This is a genomic window from Lysinibacillus sp. FSL M8-0134 (genome assembly GCF_038069745.1).
Lineage (GTDB): Bacteria > Bacillota > Bacilli > Bacillales_A > Planococcaceae > Lysinibacillus > Lysinibacillus irui.
The window spans coordinates 793,617-812,413 of the sequence record NZ_JBBPAJ010000001.1 but is presented as its reverse complement, the minus strand read 5'-3'; the positions used below and the strand labels follow the sequence as shown (position 1 = coordinate 812,413).

The 18,797-nt window shown below is 35.8% G+C and carries 16 protein-coding genes and 1 pseudogene; 5 read left to right on the top strand and 12 right to left on the bottom strand.

From position 1 onward, the window contains the following. The first annotated feature begins 48 nt into the window (after nucleotides 1-48). The gene (locus tag MKY49_RS03945; protein ID WP_341385661.1) at nucleotides 49-831 is read left to right on the top strand and encodes a serine/threonine protein kinase; all 783 of its coding nucleotides are present in this window, start codon (nucleotides 49-51) and stop codon (nucleotides 829-831) included. A 52-nt stretch (nucleotides 832-883) separates the two neighbouring features. On the opposite strand, the gene MKY49_RS03940 is transcribed toward MKY49_RS03945, so the two are convergent. Beyond that, nucleotides 884-1,717 carry a TetR/AcrR family transcriptional regulator gene (locus tag MKY49_RS03940; protein ID WP_312504751.1) on the bottom strand — a complete coding sequence of 278 codons (834 nt, stop codon included), beginning with the start codon at nucleotides 1,715-1,717 and terminating at the stop codon, nucleotides 884-886. A gap of 99 nt (nucleotides 1,718-1,816) precedes the next feature. On the opposite strand from MKY49_RS03940, the gene MKY49_RS03935 reads away from it, so the two are divergent. Continuing rightward, nucleotides 1,817-4,906: an efflux RND transporter permease subunit gene (locus tag MKY49_RS03935; protein WP_274795787.1), complete on the top strand. Its 3,090-nt coding sequence runs from the start codon at nucleotides 1,817-1,819 to the stop codon at nucleotides 4,904-4,906. 48 nt (nucleotides 4,907-4,954) lie between these two features. Here MKY49_RS03935 and MKY49_RS03930 read toward each other — a convergent pair whose 3' ends face one another. Further along, nucleotides 4,955-6,523 carry a glycoside hydrolase family 10 protein gene (locus MKY49_RS03930; protein WP_341385660.1) on the bottom strand — a complete coding sequence of 523 codons (1,569 nt, stop codon included), beginning with the start codon at nucleotides 6,521-6,523 and terminating at the stop codon, nucleotides 4,955-4,957. A 480-nt stretch (nucleotides 6,524-7,003) separates the two neighbouring features. Here MKY49_RS03930 and MKY49_RS03925 point away from each other — a divergent pair, with 480 nt between their 5' ends. Continuing rightward, nucleotides 7,004-8,257, top strand: a complete 1,254-nt coding sequence (locus MKY49_RS03925; protein ID WP_312504756.1) for an MFS transporter — start codon at nucleotides 7,004-7,006, stop codon at nucleotides 8,255-8,257. Nucleotides 8,258-8,416: 159 nt separating this feature from the next. Here MKY49_RS03925 and MKY49_RS03920 read toward each other — a convergent pair whose 3' ends face one another. From MKY49_RS03920 to MKY49_RS03910, 3 genes are read right to left on the bottom strand one after another with little or no spacing between them, the layout of a single operon-like run. Next, nucleotides 8,417-8,698, bottom strand: a complete 282-nt coding sequence (locus MKY49_RS03920) for a hypothetical protein (protein WP_341385659.1) — start codon at nucleotides 8,696-8,698, stop codon at nucleotides 8,417-8,419. Nucleotides 8,699-8,734: 36 nt separating this feature from the next. After that, nucleotides 8,735-9,442: a response regulator gene (locus MKY49_RS03915; RefSeq protein WP_274795785.1), complete on the bottom strand. Its 708-nt coding sequence runs from the start codon at nucleotides 9,440-9,442 to the stop codon at nucleotides 8,735-8,737. Further along, a complete protein-coding gene (locus MKY49_RS03910; protein ID WP_341385658.1) occupies nucleotides 9,443-11,044 on the bottom strand; it encodes a sensor histidine kinase in 1,602 nt (533 codons plus the stop codon). Between the two features lie 402 nt (nucleotides 11,045-11,446). Here MKY49_RS03910 and MKY49_RS03905 point away from each other — a divergent pair, with 402 nt between their 5' ends. Further along, complete coding sequence (locus tag MKY49_RS03905; RefSeq protein ID WP_274795783.1) at nucleotides 11,447-12,709, top strand: dicarboxylate/amino acid:cation symporter; 1,263 nt, start codon at nucleotides 11,447-11,449, stop codon at nucleotides 12,707-12,709. Between the two features lie 195 nt (nucleotides 12,710-12,904). Continuing rightward, nucleotides 12,905-13,105 carry a hypothetical protein gene (locus tag MKY49_RS03900; RefSeq protein WP_274795782.1) on the top strand — a complete coding sequence of 67 codons (201 nt, stop codon included), beginning with the start codon at nucleotides 12,905-12,907 and terminating at the stop codon, nucleotides 13,103-13,105. 181 nt (nucleotides 13,106-13,286) lie between these two features. Here the strand turns inward: MKY49_RS03900 and MKY49_RS03895 are convergent, their stop codons facing one another. From MKY49_RS03895 to MKY49_RS03865, 7 genes and pseudogenes are all read right to left on the bottom strand, one after another. Continuing rightward, nucleotides 13,287-13,781, bottom strand: coding sequence for a GNAT family N-acetyltransferase (locus tag MKY49_RS03895; protein WP_341385657.1), 495 nt, complete (start codon nucleotides 13,779-13,781; stop codon nucleotides 13,287-13,289). Between the two features lie 18 nt (nucleotides 13,782-13,799). Next, nucleotides 13,800-14,755: pseudogene (locus MKY49_RS03890) on the bottom strand (S66 family peptidase). A 17-nt stretch (nucleotides 14,756-14,772) separates the two neighbouring features. Continuing rightward, nucleotides 14,773-15,876, bottom strand: coding sequence for a GNAT family N-acetyltransferase (locus MKY49_RS03885; RefSeq protein ID WP_341385656.1), 1,104 nt, complete (start codon nucleotides 15,874-15,876; stop codon nucleotides 14,773-14,775). Nucleotides 15,877-16,009: 133 nt separating this feature from the next. Beyond that, nucleotides 16,010-16,489 carry a hypothetical protein gene (locus MKY49_RS03880; protein WP_341385655.1) on the bottom strand — a complete coding sequence of 160 codons (480 nt, stop codon included), beginning with the start codon at nucleotides 16,487-16,489 and terminating at the stop codon, nucleotides 16,010-16,012. A 4-nt stretch (nucleotides 16,490-16,493) separates the two neighbouring features. Next, a complete protein-coding gene (locus tag MKY49_RS03875) occupies nucleotides 16,494-17,156 on the bottom strand; it encodes a potassium channel family protein (RefSeq protein WP_031418843.1) in 663 nt (220 codons plus the stop codon). Nucleotides 17,157-17,301: 145 nt separating this feature from the next. After that, nucleotides 17,302-17,757, bottom strand: a complete 456-nt coding sequence (locus MKY49_RS03870) for a TlpA family protein disulfide reductase (protein WP_274795778.1) — start codon at nucleotides 17,755-17,757, stop codon at nucleotides 17,302-17,304. A gap of 149 nt (nucleotides 17,758-17,906) precedes the next feature. After that, a complete protein-coding gene (locus tag MKY49_RS03865) occupies nucleotides 17,907-18,449 on the bottom strand; it encodes a peroxiredoxin (RefSeq protein WP_274797273.1) in 543 nt (180 codons plus the stop codon). Nucleotides 18,450-18,797: the final 348 nt, after the last annotated feature.

Here is an 18,797-nt window from a genome sequence, read left to right as displayed (position 1 = left end):
CAAAAGTTCACGTAGTTTTTTCAGCTCAATGAGTTTCTTTAGTAGCTAATGTGGTGGAAAAGAATTTCCGAAAAAAACTTTGATCGAATTGTAGAGCATTTTATAGCTGAACATCCCGATTTCTCTTTTAAAAAATTTCTCGGCTATGGCTCATATGGCCGTGCATATTTAATTAAAGATTGTTCATCTAAAAAGCTATTTGTTTTAAAATGCTTACGACCTAAACATCGTCACCACAAGAAAACCATTTATAAATTTAAACAAGAGATACACATACTTCAACAATTATCACTGCCTTATGTTCCTGCCATCCATTTAACAGGAACAATTGATGATTGTCCATTTTTCATCATGGACTATGTTAATGGCCAAACGTTTGAGCAGCTTATTTTTCAAGATGGCGCCAAGTTTACCATCGTTCAATCACTTGCCAATACTAAACAGCTTTTAGAACAAATTACACAATTACACAATCACGGTATTGTACATCGCGATTTACGTATTCCTAATATACTGCTAGTAGAACAGCAATTGCATATTATTGACTTTGGTCTCGCTACCACTTATCAAAAGGAAATCGATATTTCTACCATTGAAAACCCTAAACGTGCAGAAAATCATATTAGTGATCTTTATTTTGTCGGTCATTTTTTATTATTTTTACTTTACTCAAACTACAAGCCAAGCAATAAAAAAGAAAAAGCTTGGCAGCAGGAATTGCAGTTACCAATTGCCGTGCAAGATTTTCTTGAACGATTATTATGGATTCAAGAACCATTTCCAAGTGCATTAGTAGCACTGCAATCTATACCACAGTTAGCAGATATTTAGCTAAAAAAATAGAATTGTTCATCTGTCCACGTGAACAATTCTATCCTGCAATTCAACTATTAAAGTATTTAGCACTTACATAGGCAATCCAATGATACGCTGGATCTTGACGCAAATTTTCAATTAAACCCTTAATAATGGCTCTACTATATGTTGGTTTTTCTATTTCTTGTTTTAATAGCAGTAATGATTCTTTTGCAATTGAATCTTCTGTATGAATGATATTTTGCTCAAATAATTGTAACAGAGCATCCTTTGACACATCTTGTTCACATGGCCTTGCAATAAATGGCACAAGATCTTCTGTGATAAAAGGAATGGTTGTATGGTGTGCAATGATATCTGTCTTCTCTGCTAATGATTTAGCTAGTTGCTCTAAATCAAGAGGCATATCTGAAAAAATAAACAGCTCGGCATAACTCTTCATAAATCCTTTAATACAGTACATAACATCGTATTTCATTTCCTGGAGTTTATCCTGATAAAGTTGTTCCAGCATATAGAGAATGGATTTAGACATTTCTGCTTCATACGCGGTTATTTTATGAAAAAGTTCTTTTTTTGTTAAAAAGACCTTTTCGTTAAAGAACACACGAGCGGATGCAGAATGGTCTTTGAATGCTTGAAAGATGCTTTTATAAAATTCAACTAAAACCGTTTCTTTATTATAGGTGCCTCTGACTACTTGGTCAACATCCGTAATAAACTGCTGTAAATAGTAGTCCACCATTGAAATAACAAGCTCATCTTTTGTTTTGAAGGATAAATAAAATGCACCTTTTGAAATTCCACAGCGTTCCGTTATTTGCTGTACAGATGTAGCTTCAAAACCCTGTTCAGAAAATAGTTCTAATGCTTTCTCCATAATTAATTGCTTTTTTAACATATTTTTAACTCTCTCCTAATGCATTTCGTTGACAAATGACCGATTAGTCATTAGTATAAATAATTGAATTTAGATAGTCAATAAAGGGTAGGTGTGAAGGTGAAAGGTTTAGTTAATTTCGTATTGAAAAACAAATTGGCAGTGTGGTTATTAACAATTATCATCACTGTCTCTGGTATTTATTCCGGTACAAGAATGAAAATGGAATCAATACCCGATATCTCCATCCCATATTTAATTGTTATGGGTGTATACCCTGGCGCAACGCCTGAACAAGTAATGAATGAACTGTCCATTCCATTTGAGAAATCCATAGAAAGCTTGGAAGATGTTAAAGCAGTTTATTCAACATCCTCTTCCAACGTAGCACAAGTTCAAGTTGAATATGACTATGGCATTGATATGGATGAGAAAAAACGTCAGTTAGAAGCAGCTTTAGATAATATTAAACTACCTGAAGGTGCACAAGAACCAAGTATTATGGCCATCAGCATGAACATGATGCCAGTAGTAGCTTTATCTGTAAGTAGCTCGAAGGAAGATATTGTAGATCTTACTTCAACAGTTGAGGACGTTTTACTTCCAAAAATTGAAAAAATTGATGGTGTTGCTTCTGCAACTATTACTGGTCAGCATATTGAACAAGTTTCTTTTAAATATGATGAAGAAAAAATGGCTGCACTAGGGTTAACTGAAGAAACAGTCAAGCAAATGATCCAAGCAAGTGACATGTCTTTATCACTTGGTTTATATCAATTTACCGTTGGTGAACAAGCAGTTTCAGTTGATGGTAAAGTAAAATCTGTAGATGAACTAAAAGATTTATTAATTCCTGTCACACCTTCAGCTACAAATCCTTCACCATTCGTTCGTCTAGGTGATATTGCAACGATTGAAGTAGAAGGTAAAGTACAATCTGTATCCCGTACAAACGGTAAGGATGCTATTGCCATTCAAATCGTAAAAGGTCAAGATGCGAATACGGTAACAGTAGTTAATGCAGTAAAAGACCTTATGAAAGATGAAGAAAAACGTTTAGACGGCTTAAACGTTGACATCTCTCTAGACCAAGGTGCCCCAATTGAAGATTCTGTTTTCACCATGATCGAAAAGGCAGTATTTGGTGGTGCAATTGCCGTATTAATCATTTTACTATTCTTACGTGATTTCAAATCAACAATTATCTCGATTATCTCTATCCCAGTTTCTGTCTTCATGGCATTACTACTATTAAACTGGATGGATATCACATTAAACATTATGACGCTAGGTGCGATTACCGTCGCAATAGGTCGTGTTATCGATGACTCGATTGTAGTTGTTGAAAATATTTATCGACGAATTCATTTAAAACAAGAAAAATTAACAGGTCGTGCCTTAATTCGTGAAGCAACGATTGAAATGTTTAAACCTATTCTTTCGTCAACATTAGTAACGGTTGCCGTATTCGCCCCACTTATTTTCGTAGGCGGTATGGTTGGCGAATTATTCATGCCATTTGCCCTAACAATGACATTTGCACTAGGTGCTTCCTTAATCGTTGCCATCACAATCGTACCAGCTTTATCTCACTTCCTATTCCGTAAAAAATTATACGGTGAGAAAAAGGAAAGCCAGCATAAAGAAGTTGGTAAGTTAGCTAATTGGTATAAAGGTGTCTTAGAAAAAGCATTAAACCATAAAATTATTACTTCAATCATTGCGATTGTTTTACTTGCAGGTTCCCTTGCATTAACACCTTTAATAGGTTTTAGTTTTATGGGATCACAAGAAGAAAAAGTAATGTACTTAACGTATACACCTGCTACAGGTGAGCTAGCAGATGAAACGGCAGCAAACGTTGAAAAAGTAGAAAAAGAATTAATGAAACGTAAAGATGTTGATATTTTACAAGTTTCCATAACGGATTCCAATAATGTTGACCCTTCAGCAATGATGATGGGTGGAGGCGCTGGCGGTGCCTTAATGTACCTTATCTTTGATCCGGATATGGAGGACTTCCCTAAAGCTCGTGAAGAAGTAGAAAACTATGTGTTTAATATTGGCCAATCAGGAGAATGGAAGTCTCAAAACTTCTCATCAATGTCTATGTCTTCAAATGAAGTAAGCTATACACTATACAGTGATGACTTAGATAAACTTCGAGAAGCAGTAAGTCAAGTTGAGGGTGCTCTAAAAAAAGTAGATGGCTTAGAGGATATCAAATCTGATAACGAAGATCCTTATGTAGAGCATGTCCTTAAAGTTGAACAAAAAAATGTCCTTCAATATGGCTTAACTACTGCTCAAATTGTGATGGCATTAAATTCGAATACATCCCAAGAAGTTTTAACAACAGTTAAAAATGATGGGAATGATATTGATGTTATTGTACAACGTGATGCCAAAGTAGCTGCTACTTCACTTGATGATGTCTTAGCAACTGAAATTAAAACGGCATTAGGCACAACAATGACAATCGGTGAATTAGTAGATGTTGAGGAAGGTACGACACTTAACTCATTATCTCGTTCAAAAGGTGAATATTTCGCAACAGTATCTGGTACGATTACCGATGACGATATTTCCAAAGCAACTTCAGCTGCCGATAAGAAAATTGATAAATTAGATTTACCAAAAGGCGTAACAACTGGTGTTGCTGGCGTTGCTGCAGATATGCAAGAAACATTTACTAAGCTTGGTGTTGCTATGCTAGCGGCAATTGCCATTGTCTACTTCATTTTAGTGGTAACATTCGGCGAAGGTTTAGCGCCATTCGCTATTCTATTCTCACTACCTTTTGCCGTAATTGGTGCATTTGTCGGTCTTTTTGTCACAGGTCAAACTATTTCTGTTTCTGTTATGATGGGACTTCTGATGTTAATTGGTATCGTCGTAACAAATGCCATTGTATTAGTCGACCGTATCATCCATATGGAACATGATGGTCTTGCCATGCGTGAAGCTATCCTGGAAGCAGGGGCAACTCGTTTACGTCCAATCCTTATGACAGCCATTGCAACAATCGGTGCGATGATTCCGATGGCTCTAGGTTCTGGCGGTAGTGGTTTAATTTCTAAAGATTTAGCTATTACAGTAATTGGTGGTTTATTATCTTCAACACTATTAACATTAGTTGTAGTACCAATTGTTTATGAAATGCTATCTAAGATGTTAAAGAAAAACCGTAAAGATATTGAAGAAAATTAATAAGAAAACAGCTACTCATGCGATTCGCTTGAGTAGCTGTTTTTCTATTTATTGATTTTCTTTCACTACAAAAACTTCCTTGCTTTCTACACCTGTAGCAGATACAGCCGTAATGCCGTATGTATAACTGTGCTTAGCAAGAGCTGACTTGTCCAAGTATTGAGTGATGCCATCCTTATTATAAACAACATCTACTATATTTTGAGGGTCATCATAAGAACCTTCTTTGTTCCCATTAAAACGATAAATAACATATTTACGTGGCTGTGTTTCATTGTCGTCAATTATTTCAATCTTACGACCAGCCGCTTCCTTTGTCACTTGTACAAAAGTAGGCGTGTTTGGCACTGTATTATCATCCCAAGTGGTTACTGGTGTCAGTGCTGTATAATTATATAGTTGTTGACGAACAATCGTTGCGTAGCCTAATTTATCGTTTTGAAAACTTCGTAAAGAGAAATGCATTTGTCCTTCGGCTGCTACCTTTTCAGAACGATTTGCTAGTATTTGATTTGGCAATTCCATTTTATTTTTCCATGCTGCATCACTGTCATTGCCAACCTTGTAATCAGCAAGTCCAATGTATAGATGGACAGGGTGCGTTTTTGCATATGTTTGTACTTCATGGCTCCACCAATCTAGCAATGTCCCATATTTGGCAACAGATAATGTCCTTGACCAATAAATTTGTGGGGTAATGTAATCAATTGTGCCATTTTGAATCCATGTTCTGACGTCTGCATATAAATCATCGTAATTATTGACACCAGCTCGTGTGTCACTTCCTGTTTTATCCAATGATTTATTACGCCATACACCAAATGGTGAAATACCAAATTGTACATATGGCTTTGTCTCTTTAATAGCTGTGTAAAGATTTTCTACAAGGTTGTTAACATTATCTCTTCGCCAATCCTCTACCTTTTTAAAGGAAGTACCATATGTTTTGAATGCTGCTTGATCCGGGAAAACTTCATTAGCAATTTTGTATGGATAAAAATAATCATCCATATGCACGGCATCAACATCATAATTGGCTACTAGCTCTCTTACTATTTCAACTAAATAGTCTTGCACTTCGGGTAAGCCAGGATTTAAATAATATTGTTTGCCATATTTAACAACCCAGTTTGGATGTGTTCTAGCCACATTATTGGCAGAAAGGTCGGTTAGCTTTTGTCCAGACATTGTTACACGATAAGGGTTCATCCAAGCATGCAGCTCCATTCCCCGTTTATGCGCCTCCTCTACTATTATCTCAAGAGGATCGAAACCAGGATTTGTACCTTGCTTTTTCCCTGTTATGTACGACGACCATGGTGCTAGCTCAGACGCATACATTGCATCATTTGTTGGTCTTACTTGATAAATAACAGTATTAAATTTATTGGCTTTTAATTGATCCAAAGTTTGGCGTGCCCAAGCCGTGTACTGCTCCTTATTCATACCAGCTTTCATATCAAGATTGAGAACCGTTGAAATCCAGACAGCCCGCATTTCCCTTTTCGGCTGTGTCGTGTTTGCCTTCGCTGTATTAGCAGGGATTGTCGATAGGCATAACACCAAAATCATCAAGACTAAAGTTAAAATTTTCAATTTACTATTATTATTTCTCATATTTCCTCCATTTACTATTTTTCTATTTTAGTATATGATAACTTCTTGTTATATGCACGTCCCCATTCCTTTTAATTAGAGAAAACATGACTAAAATAAAATAATTCTTTTCCATGATGCACACTTAATAAATGTACCAACTCCTTCTAAAATAAGTATCTTTAATCACCCCAAAAAACACTCTTCCAGATTCCATATTTTAAAATTTCAACTAATTTATGTTTAATTCATTCTTTACGCAGTAATGAACTGTATGCTACAATCAACACAACTTATGTAGAACGGAGGGTATTCCAAATGACAGCTTCAATTAGACTACGATTTCACTTTACTAATTAAATATGTGTACACTTTGCCTGCTGTGCAAGGAAAATGGAATTAGGTCTAGTCTGTTTTAGGAATACTGGAAAGAGGGGACTTCAACTCCCCTCTTTTTTGTTGTCTTTTAACTTTCCACACAGGCACTACTGTTAGAAAGGGATGACGAAATTGGAACATTGGAAACGTAATACGATACTTTTTTTAAGCAGTCAAACGATTTCACTTTTTGGCTCTGCTCTTGTGCAGTATGCCATAACATGGTATATCACGCTTACAACGCAATCAGGCAGTATGATGACCATTGCGATAATTTGCGGCTTTTTACCAACCTTCTTCTTAGCACCAATAGCTGGTGTTTGGGCAGATCGGTATAATCGTAAATGGCTCATTATTTTAGCAGATGGCATGATTGCCTTATCCACGCTAATCTTAGCCATTTTATTTTTAATCGGCTATGATGAGCTCTGGCTACTATTTGTTATTTCGGCGGTACGTGCCATGGGTGCAGGTATTCAAACACCCGCTGTAGGCGCTATTTTACCGCAATTTGTGCCTGAAGAGCATTTGATGAAGGTCAATGGTGCAAATAGTAGTATTCAAGCTTTTATCATGATTCTTGCACCGATGGCAAGTGGTGCATTATTAACGATGGCTTCCATCGAATCTATTTTCTTTATTGATGTAACGACGGCTGCTATCGCCATTGCGATCTTCTTATTATTTCTGCATATTCCTACACATGCGAAAGCAAATCAGCCACAAACAACAGGCTATTTTAGTGATATGAAACAAGGCTTCATTTACATCAAAGAGCATGCTTTCTTAAAACAATTGTTTTTGTTCTTCGCCTTTTTCATGCTGCTTGCTGCACCTGCAGCCTTTTTAACACCTTTGCAAGTAACCCGTAGCTTTGGCGATGATGTCTGGCGTTTGACTGTTATCGAGATGGCCTTTGCCATTGGAATGTTAATCGGTGGTATCGCAATTGCAACATGGGGTGGCTTTAAAAATAAAGTGCATACGATGACATTATCTGCATTATTATTTGGACTTTGTACAATGGCTCTCGGCATTATTCCTGTTTTTTGGCTGTATCTCGTAATCATGACAGTTACCGGAATAGCTATGCCAATCTTTAATACACCCGCAACGGTGTTATTACAAGAAAAAGTTGAAAGTGATTATATGGGTAGGGTATTTGGCATTCTTAGTATGATATCCACCTCTATGATGCCGTTAGGTATGCTTATTTTCGGTCCGATAGCTGATATGATTGCCATCGAATGGCTACTCATCGGGACAGGAATCCTATTATTTATCCAAGGATTTTTCCTTCTGGGCAGTAAAGTCTTATTAAAAGCTGGCAGATCTACTGCCGAGCAAATAGATGTTGACAATCTAGCAAAAAAGTGAAGATTTTGTATAAGAGATTATTGCTGACGATAAAAAATAATTAAAACCTAGCTTATAAACAACCCTAAATGCATACAGACGCTAAAAAAGCCCTTATCCAGGGCTTTTTCGTCTTTATCCACTTCCTAAGAATAATCAATTGTGCTTTAGCATCTTTCTTTACACAATATCTGAATTTACATACTTTTTCCCCTGTCCTATTAACAACGTAATTTGTTCGATCGTGAATAATAATGAACTGCAGAAAATAACACTAGAAATAAACACTAATAATGCTAATAATGCTAATAGTTTGTCATCGTATTCATTGAGCAACGTGAAATCCCAACATAATATATACATAATCCATGTTAATAAGGACACTCCTGTTAAATAAACAGTGTTACCGAAAACGCCAAATTGACTCTGACTTTTTACAAAGTTACATACATGTAAAGACAATTACTATTCCACCTTTACATCTAAGGTAACTAATTATTAAATATAATAACGATGAATAGGACGTCCTACACTTCCATATTGTATTTCTACTTTTAATAGATTTTGCTTTTCTAAAAAGTCAAGATAGCGTCTAGCTGTAACACGTGCTGTACCTATATAAGTAGAGACCTCCTCCGCCGATACTGCCCCTTCACTTGTTTGAATATATGCAAGCACCTTATCTAAAGTAGCTCGATTAAATCCTTTTGGTAGCTCCTCTACCGTTATTGCTTTTGTTCCTGTCTTTGTAACAACAACTTGCTCAGGAAGACGTTGCTGCATTAAATGATCCACATCATGTTGGGTTAAATCCTGCATACCACTTATTTTTTTCCTGTAGCTTTGATAATTTTTTAATGTTTGCTCAATCCGCTCAAATGTAAAAGGCTTCATAATATAATCATACACACCTAAATGTAAAATACGCTGTACAGTAGGCATATCATTTGCAGCAGTTACAGCGATAACATCGACAGGAAGATGCTCCTCTCGAATTTTTCCTAACGTAATAATGCCATCTTGCTCTGGCATAAAAATGTCCATAAAGACAAGTTCTGGAGTTAATTGTTTAATTTTATTAATTCCCTCAATGCCATTACTTGCATAACCGATTAATGAAAAACCTTTTATTTGCTCAATAAATTGCCTGTTCACTTCTCGTACCATTGGATCATCTTCAATTAATAAAACAGTTATTACATCCATCTATACTTCTCCTAACTCAAATAAAATTAAGAAACTTGTTCCTTTCATAAATTCACTCACTACTTCTATATCTCCATTGCCCTTTCTTACAATTTCATAGACTAGATGCAAGCCAATGCCCCGATTTTCACTAGCTTTTGACGAAAATCCATTTTCAAACATACGATCCTGTACCTCTTTGGACATGCCAATCCCATTATCAGAAACTGCTATCGCTAAGACTCCATCATGCTCGTCTACAGAGATGGCTACATATTTATCTTCCTTAGAAAGAACATTTAATGCCTCAAAAGCATTTTCAATTAAATTGCCGAGTAAAACAACAAAAACATGGTGATCTAATAAAGGAGGAAAGCGTTTAAAATGACTTTTCCGATCAATTTCAACCTCAATACCTAGTTCTTTTCCATAACTTACTTTACTTAACAACAAACCTGAAATATTTTCATTATGAAAGCGTTCGTTTAAGAACTTCGTCAATGATGCTTCATTTTCAGTAGTGACTGTAACATATTCAAGTGCTTGCTTTGTATGTCCCAATTGCAATAGTCCTGCAATTGTATGAATTTTATTTTTATGCTCATGGGTTTGTACACGTAATGCTTGAACAAAGGCCTTTACACCTGTAACTTCCTCTGCAAGCTTTTTCACAGCTGTTAAATCCTTAAACATAGCAACTGCACCAACTAGCTCGCCATTTACAATAATAGGTACACGATTACTTAAGATACTATGATGATTAATGTAAAGCTCTTGATTATAAACAGGTGTTGCTGTTTCAACAATTTCAGGCAGACGGGTATCCGGCAAAACATCATAAATCTTTTGTCCAATACAATCTTCTATTTTCCTAGTAACACCTAAAATATCAGCAGCCTTCTCATTAAAAATCGTTATATTCATTTCCTTATCAACAGCTATTATTCCCTCATGCATGGCATTAAAGGTTTCTGTTCTTTCCACATACATTTTTGCAATTTCATGGGGTTCAAGCCCAAACATTTGTTTTTTTATATGTCGTCCAAGTGTAAATGCACCGAAAATACTGAAAATTAACGAGATAACTATAGTTATCATAATTTCTCGCTCATAGCTTTGTAGCATTTCTAGCAGGGTTGGTAATGCATAGCCAACTACTACAATGCCTACTTGTTCCCTTTTATCATTTATAATGGGTACAAAAGCGCGTATCATGACACCCGATTCTCCACGTGCCTTCGAAACATAATAATGCTCACTAAATGCTGCATTTAAATCCTGCGACTCACTGCGCTGCCCTAATTCCTTATTTACTGGATGTGATAGTTTAATACGTTCCATATTCATCACAACAATATAATCTGCCTTATTAATAATCCTAATGCCATCTACAATTTTATTAATATTTTTTGCAGATTCTTTGATATTTTCATTTTCCAAATGCACACTAAGCTCTGGTACATTTGATACAGTTTGTGCTACTAGCATTGCCCGCTGACCAAAATTTTTTTCCTGTTCAGACAATAAGTTACCGAGTACAAAAATACCACCTAGTAAAAAGGAGAATGCAATGACTAAAAATGTCACTAACAGTATTTTGCCGTTCACAGGCATTTTCATCATTCAGTAATTCCTTCCTTTCAAATCCGCACTCTCATTGTTAGTGGTACACTTATTTATGATATGACTTTAAGATTATCTGCAAAAAATTCTTTTGACAACACCTTTAATCTATATAATTAGCAGAAAATATTGAATTTAATGAACAATATTACAGATTGATTGTTTACAACTGAACTTTTTTATTACTTTATGTTTTTGTATTATAACAATAATGCATTAAATATAGCGTACCATAACAGACAATGTTATTAATATTACTATATTTATATATAATGGAATAAAATGTACTTAATGAACGTTATGTTTCTTATTTTCTAAATCTCTTATTTTAAGAAATATTCGCTATGATGATTCTAGTGAAAGCGATATCAAAGAGAAAATTTAGAAAAGAGGTAGCAAAAAATGAGGTTATTGAAAAATTTAACTGTTCAGGTTATAGCAGCTATTATCCTTGGGATTATTGTAGGGTCCATTTTCCCCGAGTTCGGTGCCAGCTTGAAAATCTTAGCAGACCTATTCATTAAATTAATTAAAATGTTAATTGCCCCAATTATCTTCCTAACAGTGGTTATTGGAATTGGCAGTATGGGAGATATGAAAAAGGTCGGGAAAATCGGAGGTAAAGCATTACTTTACTTCGAAATAGTTTCTACAATTGCCTTAGCAATCGGAATTGCTGTGGCTTTAATTGTAAGTCCTGGTACAGGTTTAGATACATCAGGTGCATCTGATGCTGATATTTCAAAATATACAACTGCTGCTGCTGAATCTGAGCAGGGCTTGGGTGCATTTATTTCTAGTATTATTCCTGAAAATGTTGTTGGCGCATTGGCGACTGGTCAACTATTACCAGTTCTATTCTCTGCTATTTTATTTGGCTTAGCAGCTGCTTCAATCGGAGCACCTGCAAAACCAGTCATCACATTCTTTGAGCAAGTAGCAGAAATCTTTTTCAAGATTGTCAGTATGGTTATGAAAATATCACCAATCGGAGCTTTTGGTGCCATGGCCTATACAATTGGGAATTTTGGTTTAAAATCTTTAGGTAATTTAGGTCTATTAATGGCTGCAGTATATATTACAATGTTTTTATTTGTCGTCTTTATTTTAGGTGTGATTGCAAAGTTCTTTAGATTCAACATTTTTAAATTTATCGCTTACATCAAAGATGAGATTTTCTTAGTAATCGGCACATCCTCTTCTGAATCAGCTCTACCATCTATGATGCGAAAACTTGAAAATTATGGTTGCTCAAAGCAGGTTGTAGGTTTAGTCGTTCCTACTGGTTACTCCTTCAATCTAGATGGGACTTCCATCTACCTATCAATGGCTGCTTTGTTTATTGCACAAGCATATGGAATGGAACTAACTTGGGTTCAAATACTTACACTACTTGGGATTTTAATGATTACTTCTAAAGGAGCAGCGGGCGTAACTGGGTCAGGATTTATCACATTAGCGGCAACTTTAGCTGCCTTCCCAATGATTCCAGTGGAAGGGATAGCGCTTTTAATCGGTGTAGATCGTTTTATGTCGGAGGCTCGTGCTGTCACAAATTTAATTGGTAATGGCGTAGCATGTGTTGTAGTGTCCAAATCTGAAAAAGAATTTGATGTAACGATGGAAGAACGTGCACTTCAAGGAAAGGCTACTATTGTATCATAAGAAAAAGGGTTGTGATGACAGCCATGGCTGTTTCACTACCCTTCTTATTTTCAAATCTGAAACAGTTACTCACATTTAGCTGAATTCACATAAGTAATCAATGGCGTAGGATTTATTTTTTATCCAAGGATAATAAAAACAATCATGTTTAAACTCTAGTAAAAAGGTGAAAGCATATAGTAAGAGGTGAAGGACATGACAAATAAAAAACAAGCGAAAACACGTTATACTAATAACCCTGATGTATTGGATACAGATAAAGAAAGTATTTTTGATAAACACGAGGACATGAAAACAGTTGATCCAATACCTGTCGAAGAACTCAATGAAAAAGTAAAAGATGAACAACATAAATCTAAAACAAAGGATTCCTCGGCAACAGATAAGCGCTATTGATAAAAAAATTAAGCATAATAATTCATAAAAAGTCGACCTAATTCACTATAAGGTCGACTTTTTAGTTAATGTAGAGAAGGTGAAAAATGAAATTATCTATTTTGAAAACAGATAGCTTCTTTGTAAGAGCTATCACAGTACAAGATTCAAATACGTTATAAATCATCAATATAGTCCTTTCTCATAATAACTTTGACATGTAATATTCATTGATATATTGCTCATCAACATACAAGGAATCTCGTTTTGTTCCTTCAATGTCAAAACCCATTTTCTTATATAAGGCAATCCCAGCCTCATTATTCTCCAAAACCGTTAACTCCAGACGATGTATACCATTTTCTTTCGCCCAATTTTCTACATGCTTAAATAATGCTGTGCCAATTTTTCTTCCTCTATAGTCACTGTGTATGCCTATGACAAGATAAGCACGGTGGGCAATTCTTGTAGGTTCATTGCCTTGTACGATTAAATAAGCAACTACCTTCTCATCGATTTCAGCTACGAATAAAGCTGAATGGTGGCTATCATGGACCTTGTCTATATACTGTGCAAATTGCTCAGGTTGTAATTTTCGCTCTCCTGGTCCGAATAACATAAAATTGGATGCACCTGCATTTGTCATGACCGCTATAATTTGTTCACTATCATTTCCCGTTGCTTGTCGTATTTGCATTATCTACACACTCTCTTTCTAGAATATATTCACTCGCATCCACATATCTTTTGTATTCATATAGATGTTTCCTCCAATAGGGAAGGTAAAAATATGCTCAAAATCCACATCATATAGGACAGGTATTGTTTTCAATATTGGATGCTTGTTTAAAATGAAATGTAATTGTTCTTCTGTCATATTAGAGGATCGCTGAAAGCGCCCTATTGCTAATCCCTTTATTCGAGTTGTTGTTTGCAGTATCGACGTTAAGTCCCGTGCAAAGATAGCAGGACTCACCAACTCATCATCTTCCAAAAATAAAATACAATCCGATAAATCAGGCATGTAAGGTGTTCCTTGCAGTAAATTTAGCGTACACAAATTTCCACCATAAAGCTGACCACTTGTTTCCCCTTCAGAATAAACTTTCCAATTTGCTGCTTCAAAGCGCCGATGATTCTGATCCATATACCAGGCATAGTCACTCCATACACAAGAGGATCTTAAAAGAAATGGTTGATCGCCCATTAAATACTTTTGAAAATAGGAAAGCTGATACTCCTGGGCTTATTCCATACGAAAGCTAGAGAAATGAAGACCCGAATACGTAATAAAGTTACATTTTTTAGTGATAGCAGTTGCTAAAGCTGTAATATCACTAAACCCACAAAGTATTTTTGGATTTTCAGCAATCATTGGATAATCTAAATACGGTAAAACCTCATTACAGTTGTATCCTCCAAGCACCGTTAAGACGGCCTTTACTTGAGGATCAAGAAAGGCATGATGTATATCTGCCACACGCTGCTCTATAGATGAAGATTGTTGAAATCACTTTCAAAAATATGGTGACCAAATGTAACGATAAACCCTAACTCCTCCAATATCTTCTTAGTTAGCTCCATCATCTCCGAAGTTAATACTTTAGCACTTCGACTTGGAGCAATAATACGTATTTCATCTCCAAAGGCTAGTTTTGGTGGAATTCTCATAGTTTTTCCATCCCCTTTTAATAGGTTTGAATTTTAGCCACTAATTTTTCATCCTTAAAGTGTAGTGTTTCTGTATCAATAAGTGTATAGGTTGGTATTGCAGGTTGACTTTCCTTCCAGTTATTAAATGCTTGTTTCCGCTCATCATCTTCGTAATGTGGACAAAATGCGCCAGGTAATATTCCTAGTCCATCACATTCTTCATAAATATTATCTTTATTTTCACTGAAACACTTTTCAAACCAACACATCGCCCCTGCACTGATACCAGCTAAGATAACTCCATTTTGATAAGCTTCCTTTAACACATCATCAAAACAATATTGACGCCACTTTTCGAGTAGAAAACTTGTATTGCCTCCACCTACATAAATAATATGTTGGGTATCGATTTTTTCCCGTATGTTTTTATCACGCATATCATTTTGCAAAATATGAGTTGCTTCACAATGCTGAAACGCTGAATAAAACTTGTCGATATATCCCTGAGCATCATTACTGGCCGTCGGAATAAAACAAATGTTGAGTCGTTCATTTGATTTACATTGCAGTAAAATATAATCATCGATAAATGAAGGGAAATGTTGTGAAAAACCTCCACCAGATAGCGCTATTATTTGTCTTGGTTTCTCCTTGTTTTTTCGTAATTCATATACGGCTTGTTCATGACCAAATCGTTCTAATACCTGTACTTTTTCCATTCCTAACTTTTCGAGTAAGCGACAAGATGCCTTGTTAGCTGTTTGTGTTTCCGCCACAATAGATGGTATATTCAGACAATTCAAACCTTCCTCAATCACTTCTGTAAGAACCTCAAAAGCAAACCCTCTCCCCCAATACTGAGGTAAAAATTGATAGGATAGCTCATATAAATCCTTATCATGATATTCATCGATTGAGACAAGACCTATAAATTCACCTGTCGTCCTTAAGGTAATATAAAAATATGTATTAGGAAATGGTGCTTCCACCATGCCCTTAAAGGAAGCCTCAATATAGCTGTCATCGGGAACACCTCCAAGATAGGTTCTAACTTGTTTATTGGAGTATAGCGTGTGAATATCTGGGAAGTGCTGTGGTTGCAATCGTTCAATGACACAATTATTTGTTATAAACTTCATTTTTCTTCTCCCCTTCTTTATGTCAAAGTGTAATGCAACGAACAGCCAGAAATCAAACATTTTTTCCAAATATTACTTCAATGTATGTAAAAAGGTAGTGATTAGCACTAAATGCTGTATCACTACCTAGTAATTATTGTCCGTATCGTTCAAGTAAACGTTGTGTTTTGGTTGATTGTTCAAGTGCTTTTTTCTCTTTGGCCCAATAGATCAAATATTGTCCATCACCAATGGTGAAGACCATTTCTTGCAATTCTTCATCTAATTCTGAACTAATGGCAACTTTTAATAGATCGACCTCATAGAGTGGCTTATCCTTTATTTTATAAACAATATGATAAGCTGGTTGTTCTTCAAAAATGGTTCTTTCTTTTTTAGCAAGGTCTCTGACATGGCTTAATGGATAGTTCTCTATATAGTCTCTTGCTTCATCGTTGGTAGCCTGAAATAAAGTCTGTTCCCCCTGTAGTAATTCAATGGCGTCAATTTCGTTTGCATGATCTAAAATCTGGGAGATAGCCTCATCTTCATTTTTTTCTCTATATTGCATCGTAAAGGCACCAATTAATATAATTGCTGCAAATATGACAAGTCTCCATCTTCGTTTCGTCATTCTCTTACCCATTCAATGCCTTTTTAACAAATCGATTTATATCCACATCGGCACCAATCACAAGCATGATATCCCCTAATAAAATCTTATCACTTGCCTGAGGCGATACAATAATATCAGCACCACGTTTAAGACCCACAATGTTAATGCCATACTTCGCACGAATATCTAAATCCATAATAGAGTATCCCGCGATTGCGTCATTTGCCTTCAATTCCATAATAGAGTGTTCATCTGATAGCTCTAAATAATCTAGCACTGTATTCGATAACATATTGTTGGCAATACGAATACCCATATCTCGCTCTGGATGGACAACAAAATCAGCACCAATTTTACGCAAAACCTTTTCATGATAATCGTTTTGAGCCTTCACCGTAATTTGCTCAACACCAATCTCCTTTAATATGATTGTTGTTAATATACTCGCTTGAATATCTTCACCTATTGCTACAATCACATGCTCAAAATTTCGGATACCTAGTGAATTCAGTACCGATTCATCTGTTGAATCTGCAATGACAGCTTGAGTAGCAATAGAAGCAAATTCGTCTACACGCTCTGAAGAATGGTCAATCGCCATTACTTGTGCGCCCTGACTCATTAATTCACGAACAATACTTCCACCAAATCGTCCAAGCCCTATGACCGCAAACTCTTTTTTCATCATAAAAAATCCCTCCGAAAACTACTATAACACCATTGTAGCGTATTCTCTGCGATATGTATTGTCAAAACGAGAACGATTCGACAATAGAGGACAATGAAAAAAGACGAGGACCTGATCTAGATCCCCGTCTCCCCATATTTTATTATTCAGCGTTACGCATCTCATCTAGTACGCGGTTTACACGTTTTTCTAGCATTTTCATACCGCTACCACCAGCTTGCATATGACGAAGCTGACCATCTTTATCGAACACAAAATATGCTGGTACATATTGGTTTTCAAAAGCATCTGTTAGTTTCATTTCACTATCTACAAAGATAGGCTGTACAATATCATGCTCTGCAGCTACCGCTTTAATTGTGTCTAAGTCAGTATCTGCCTCAGAACGTGGCATATGTACTGCTACAACATTTAATTCATCTTTATATTGATCGCGGAAATTGTTAACATCTGGCATTGCCTCTTTACATAAATGGCAGCTTACTGACCAGAAGTGGATTAATGTTGGTTTTGCGCCAACTAAATCAGCTTTTGATACTTCACCATTTAACCATGTTGTTGCGCCTACTAGTTCGGGCATTTGTTCACGAAGTTTCATAAGAAATCCTCCTCTAATATATACATTGTTTTCGGATAGATAAATAACGGTCTATAAACCTTCCTAAACACAAAAATTCAGTTAAAAGTCCCCACAAGCTTGTCGTGGGGACTCTTAATTTGTTAACTAATAGCTGGACTCTGTTTTGATTATAGAGTTGCTTGACCTGGACGCCAGTTTGCTGGGCAAAGGCCGCCTGTTTGTAATGCTTGCAGTACACGTAATGTTTCATCAACATCACGACCGATGTTGTTATCGAATACTGTTTGGTATTTTAATTCGCCTTCTGGGTTAATGATGAATAAACCACGTAGTGCAATACCTTCTTCTTCAATTAAAACACCGTATTCTTTAGATACTTGGTGGTTAGTATCAGCAGCTAATGGATATTTTAATTCTCCAAGACCATTTTGCGTACGGTCTGTGTTAATCCATGCTAAGTGAGTGTGGATTGTATCAGTAGAAACACCGATTACTTCTGCATCTAAGTCTTCGAACTCGTCATAACGATCGCTCATTGCAGTGATTTCTGTTGGACAAACGAATGTGAAGTCCATTGGATAGAAGAAAAGAACTGTCCATTTATCTTGTGATTTAATATCTTCTAAAGATACTTTTCCAAATGATTTGTCTGGAAGTACTGCTTCCATTGTAAAGTCAGGTGCTTGTTTACCTACCATGCGTTCTGCCATAATAAATCCCTCCGAATAAATATGTAGATTATATGTTCCATTCGCACAAGCGAACTCGTCTACTACGATAGCAGAGTAATCGTTGTTTTTCAAACAAGTAAACTCCGCCTGTTTGTACGATTAAAGTGGATTGACAAAAATTCGTCAAATACACAGTTGGAATTTCTACTACCGCTTATCTATTAGCTATTTTTAACAATATTATTCTACTCTATACAAAAATTTTCTCCTTAATTTTTATGCCTAATTTTTTTACAAATAGTAGCCATTTTTTTCACCAAAAACGATTGCAAATTTTTAATTATTATGTATAATTGTAATGGTTTTAGTAAACTAAAAGTTTCGTTA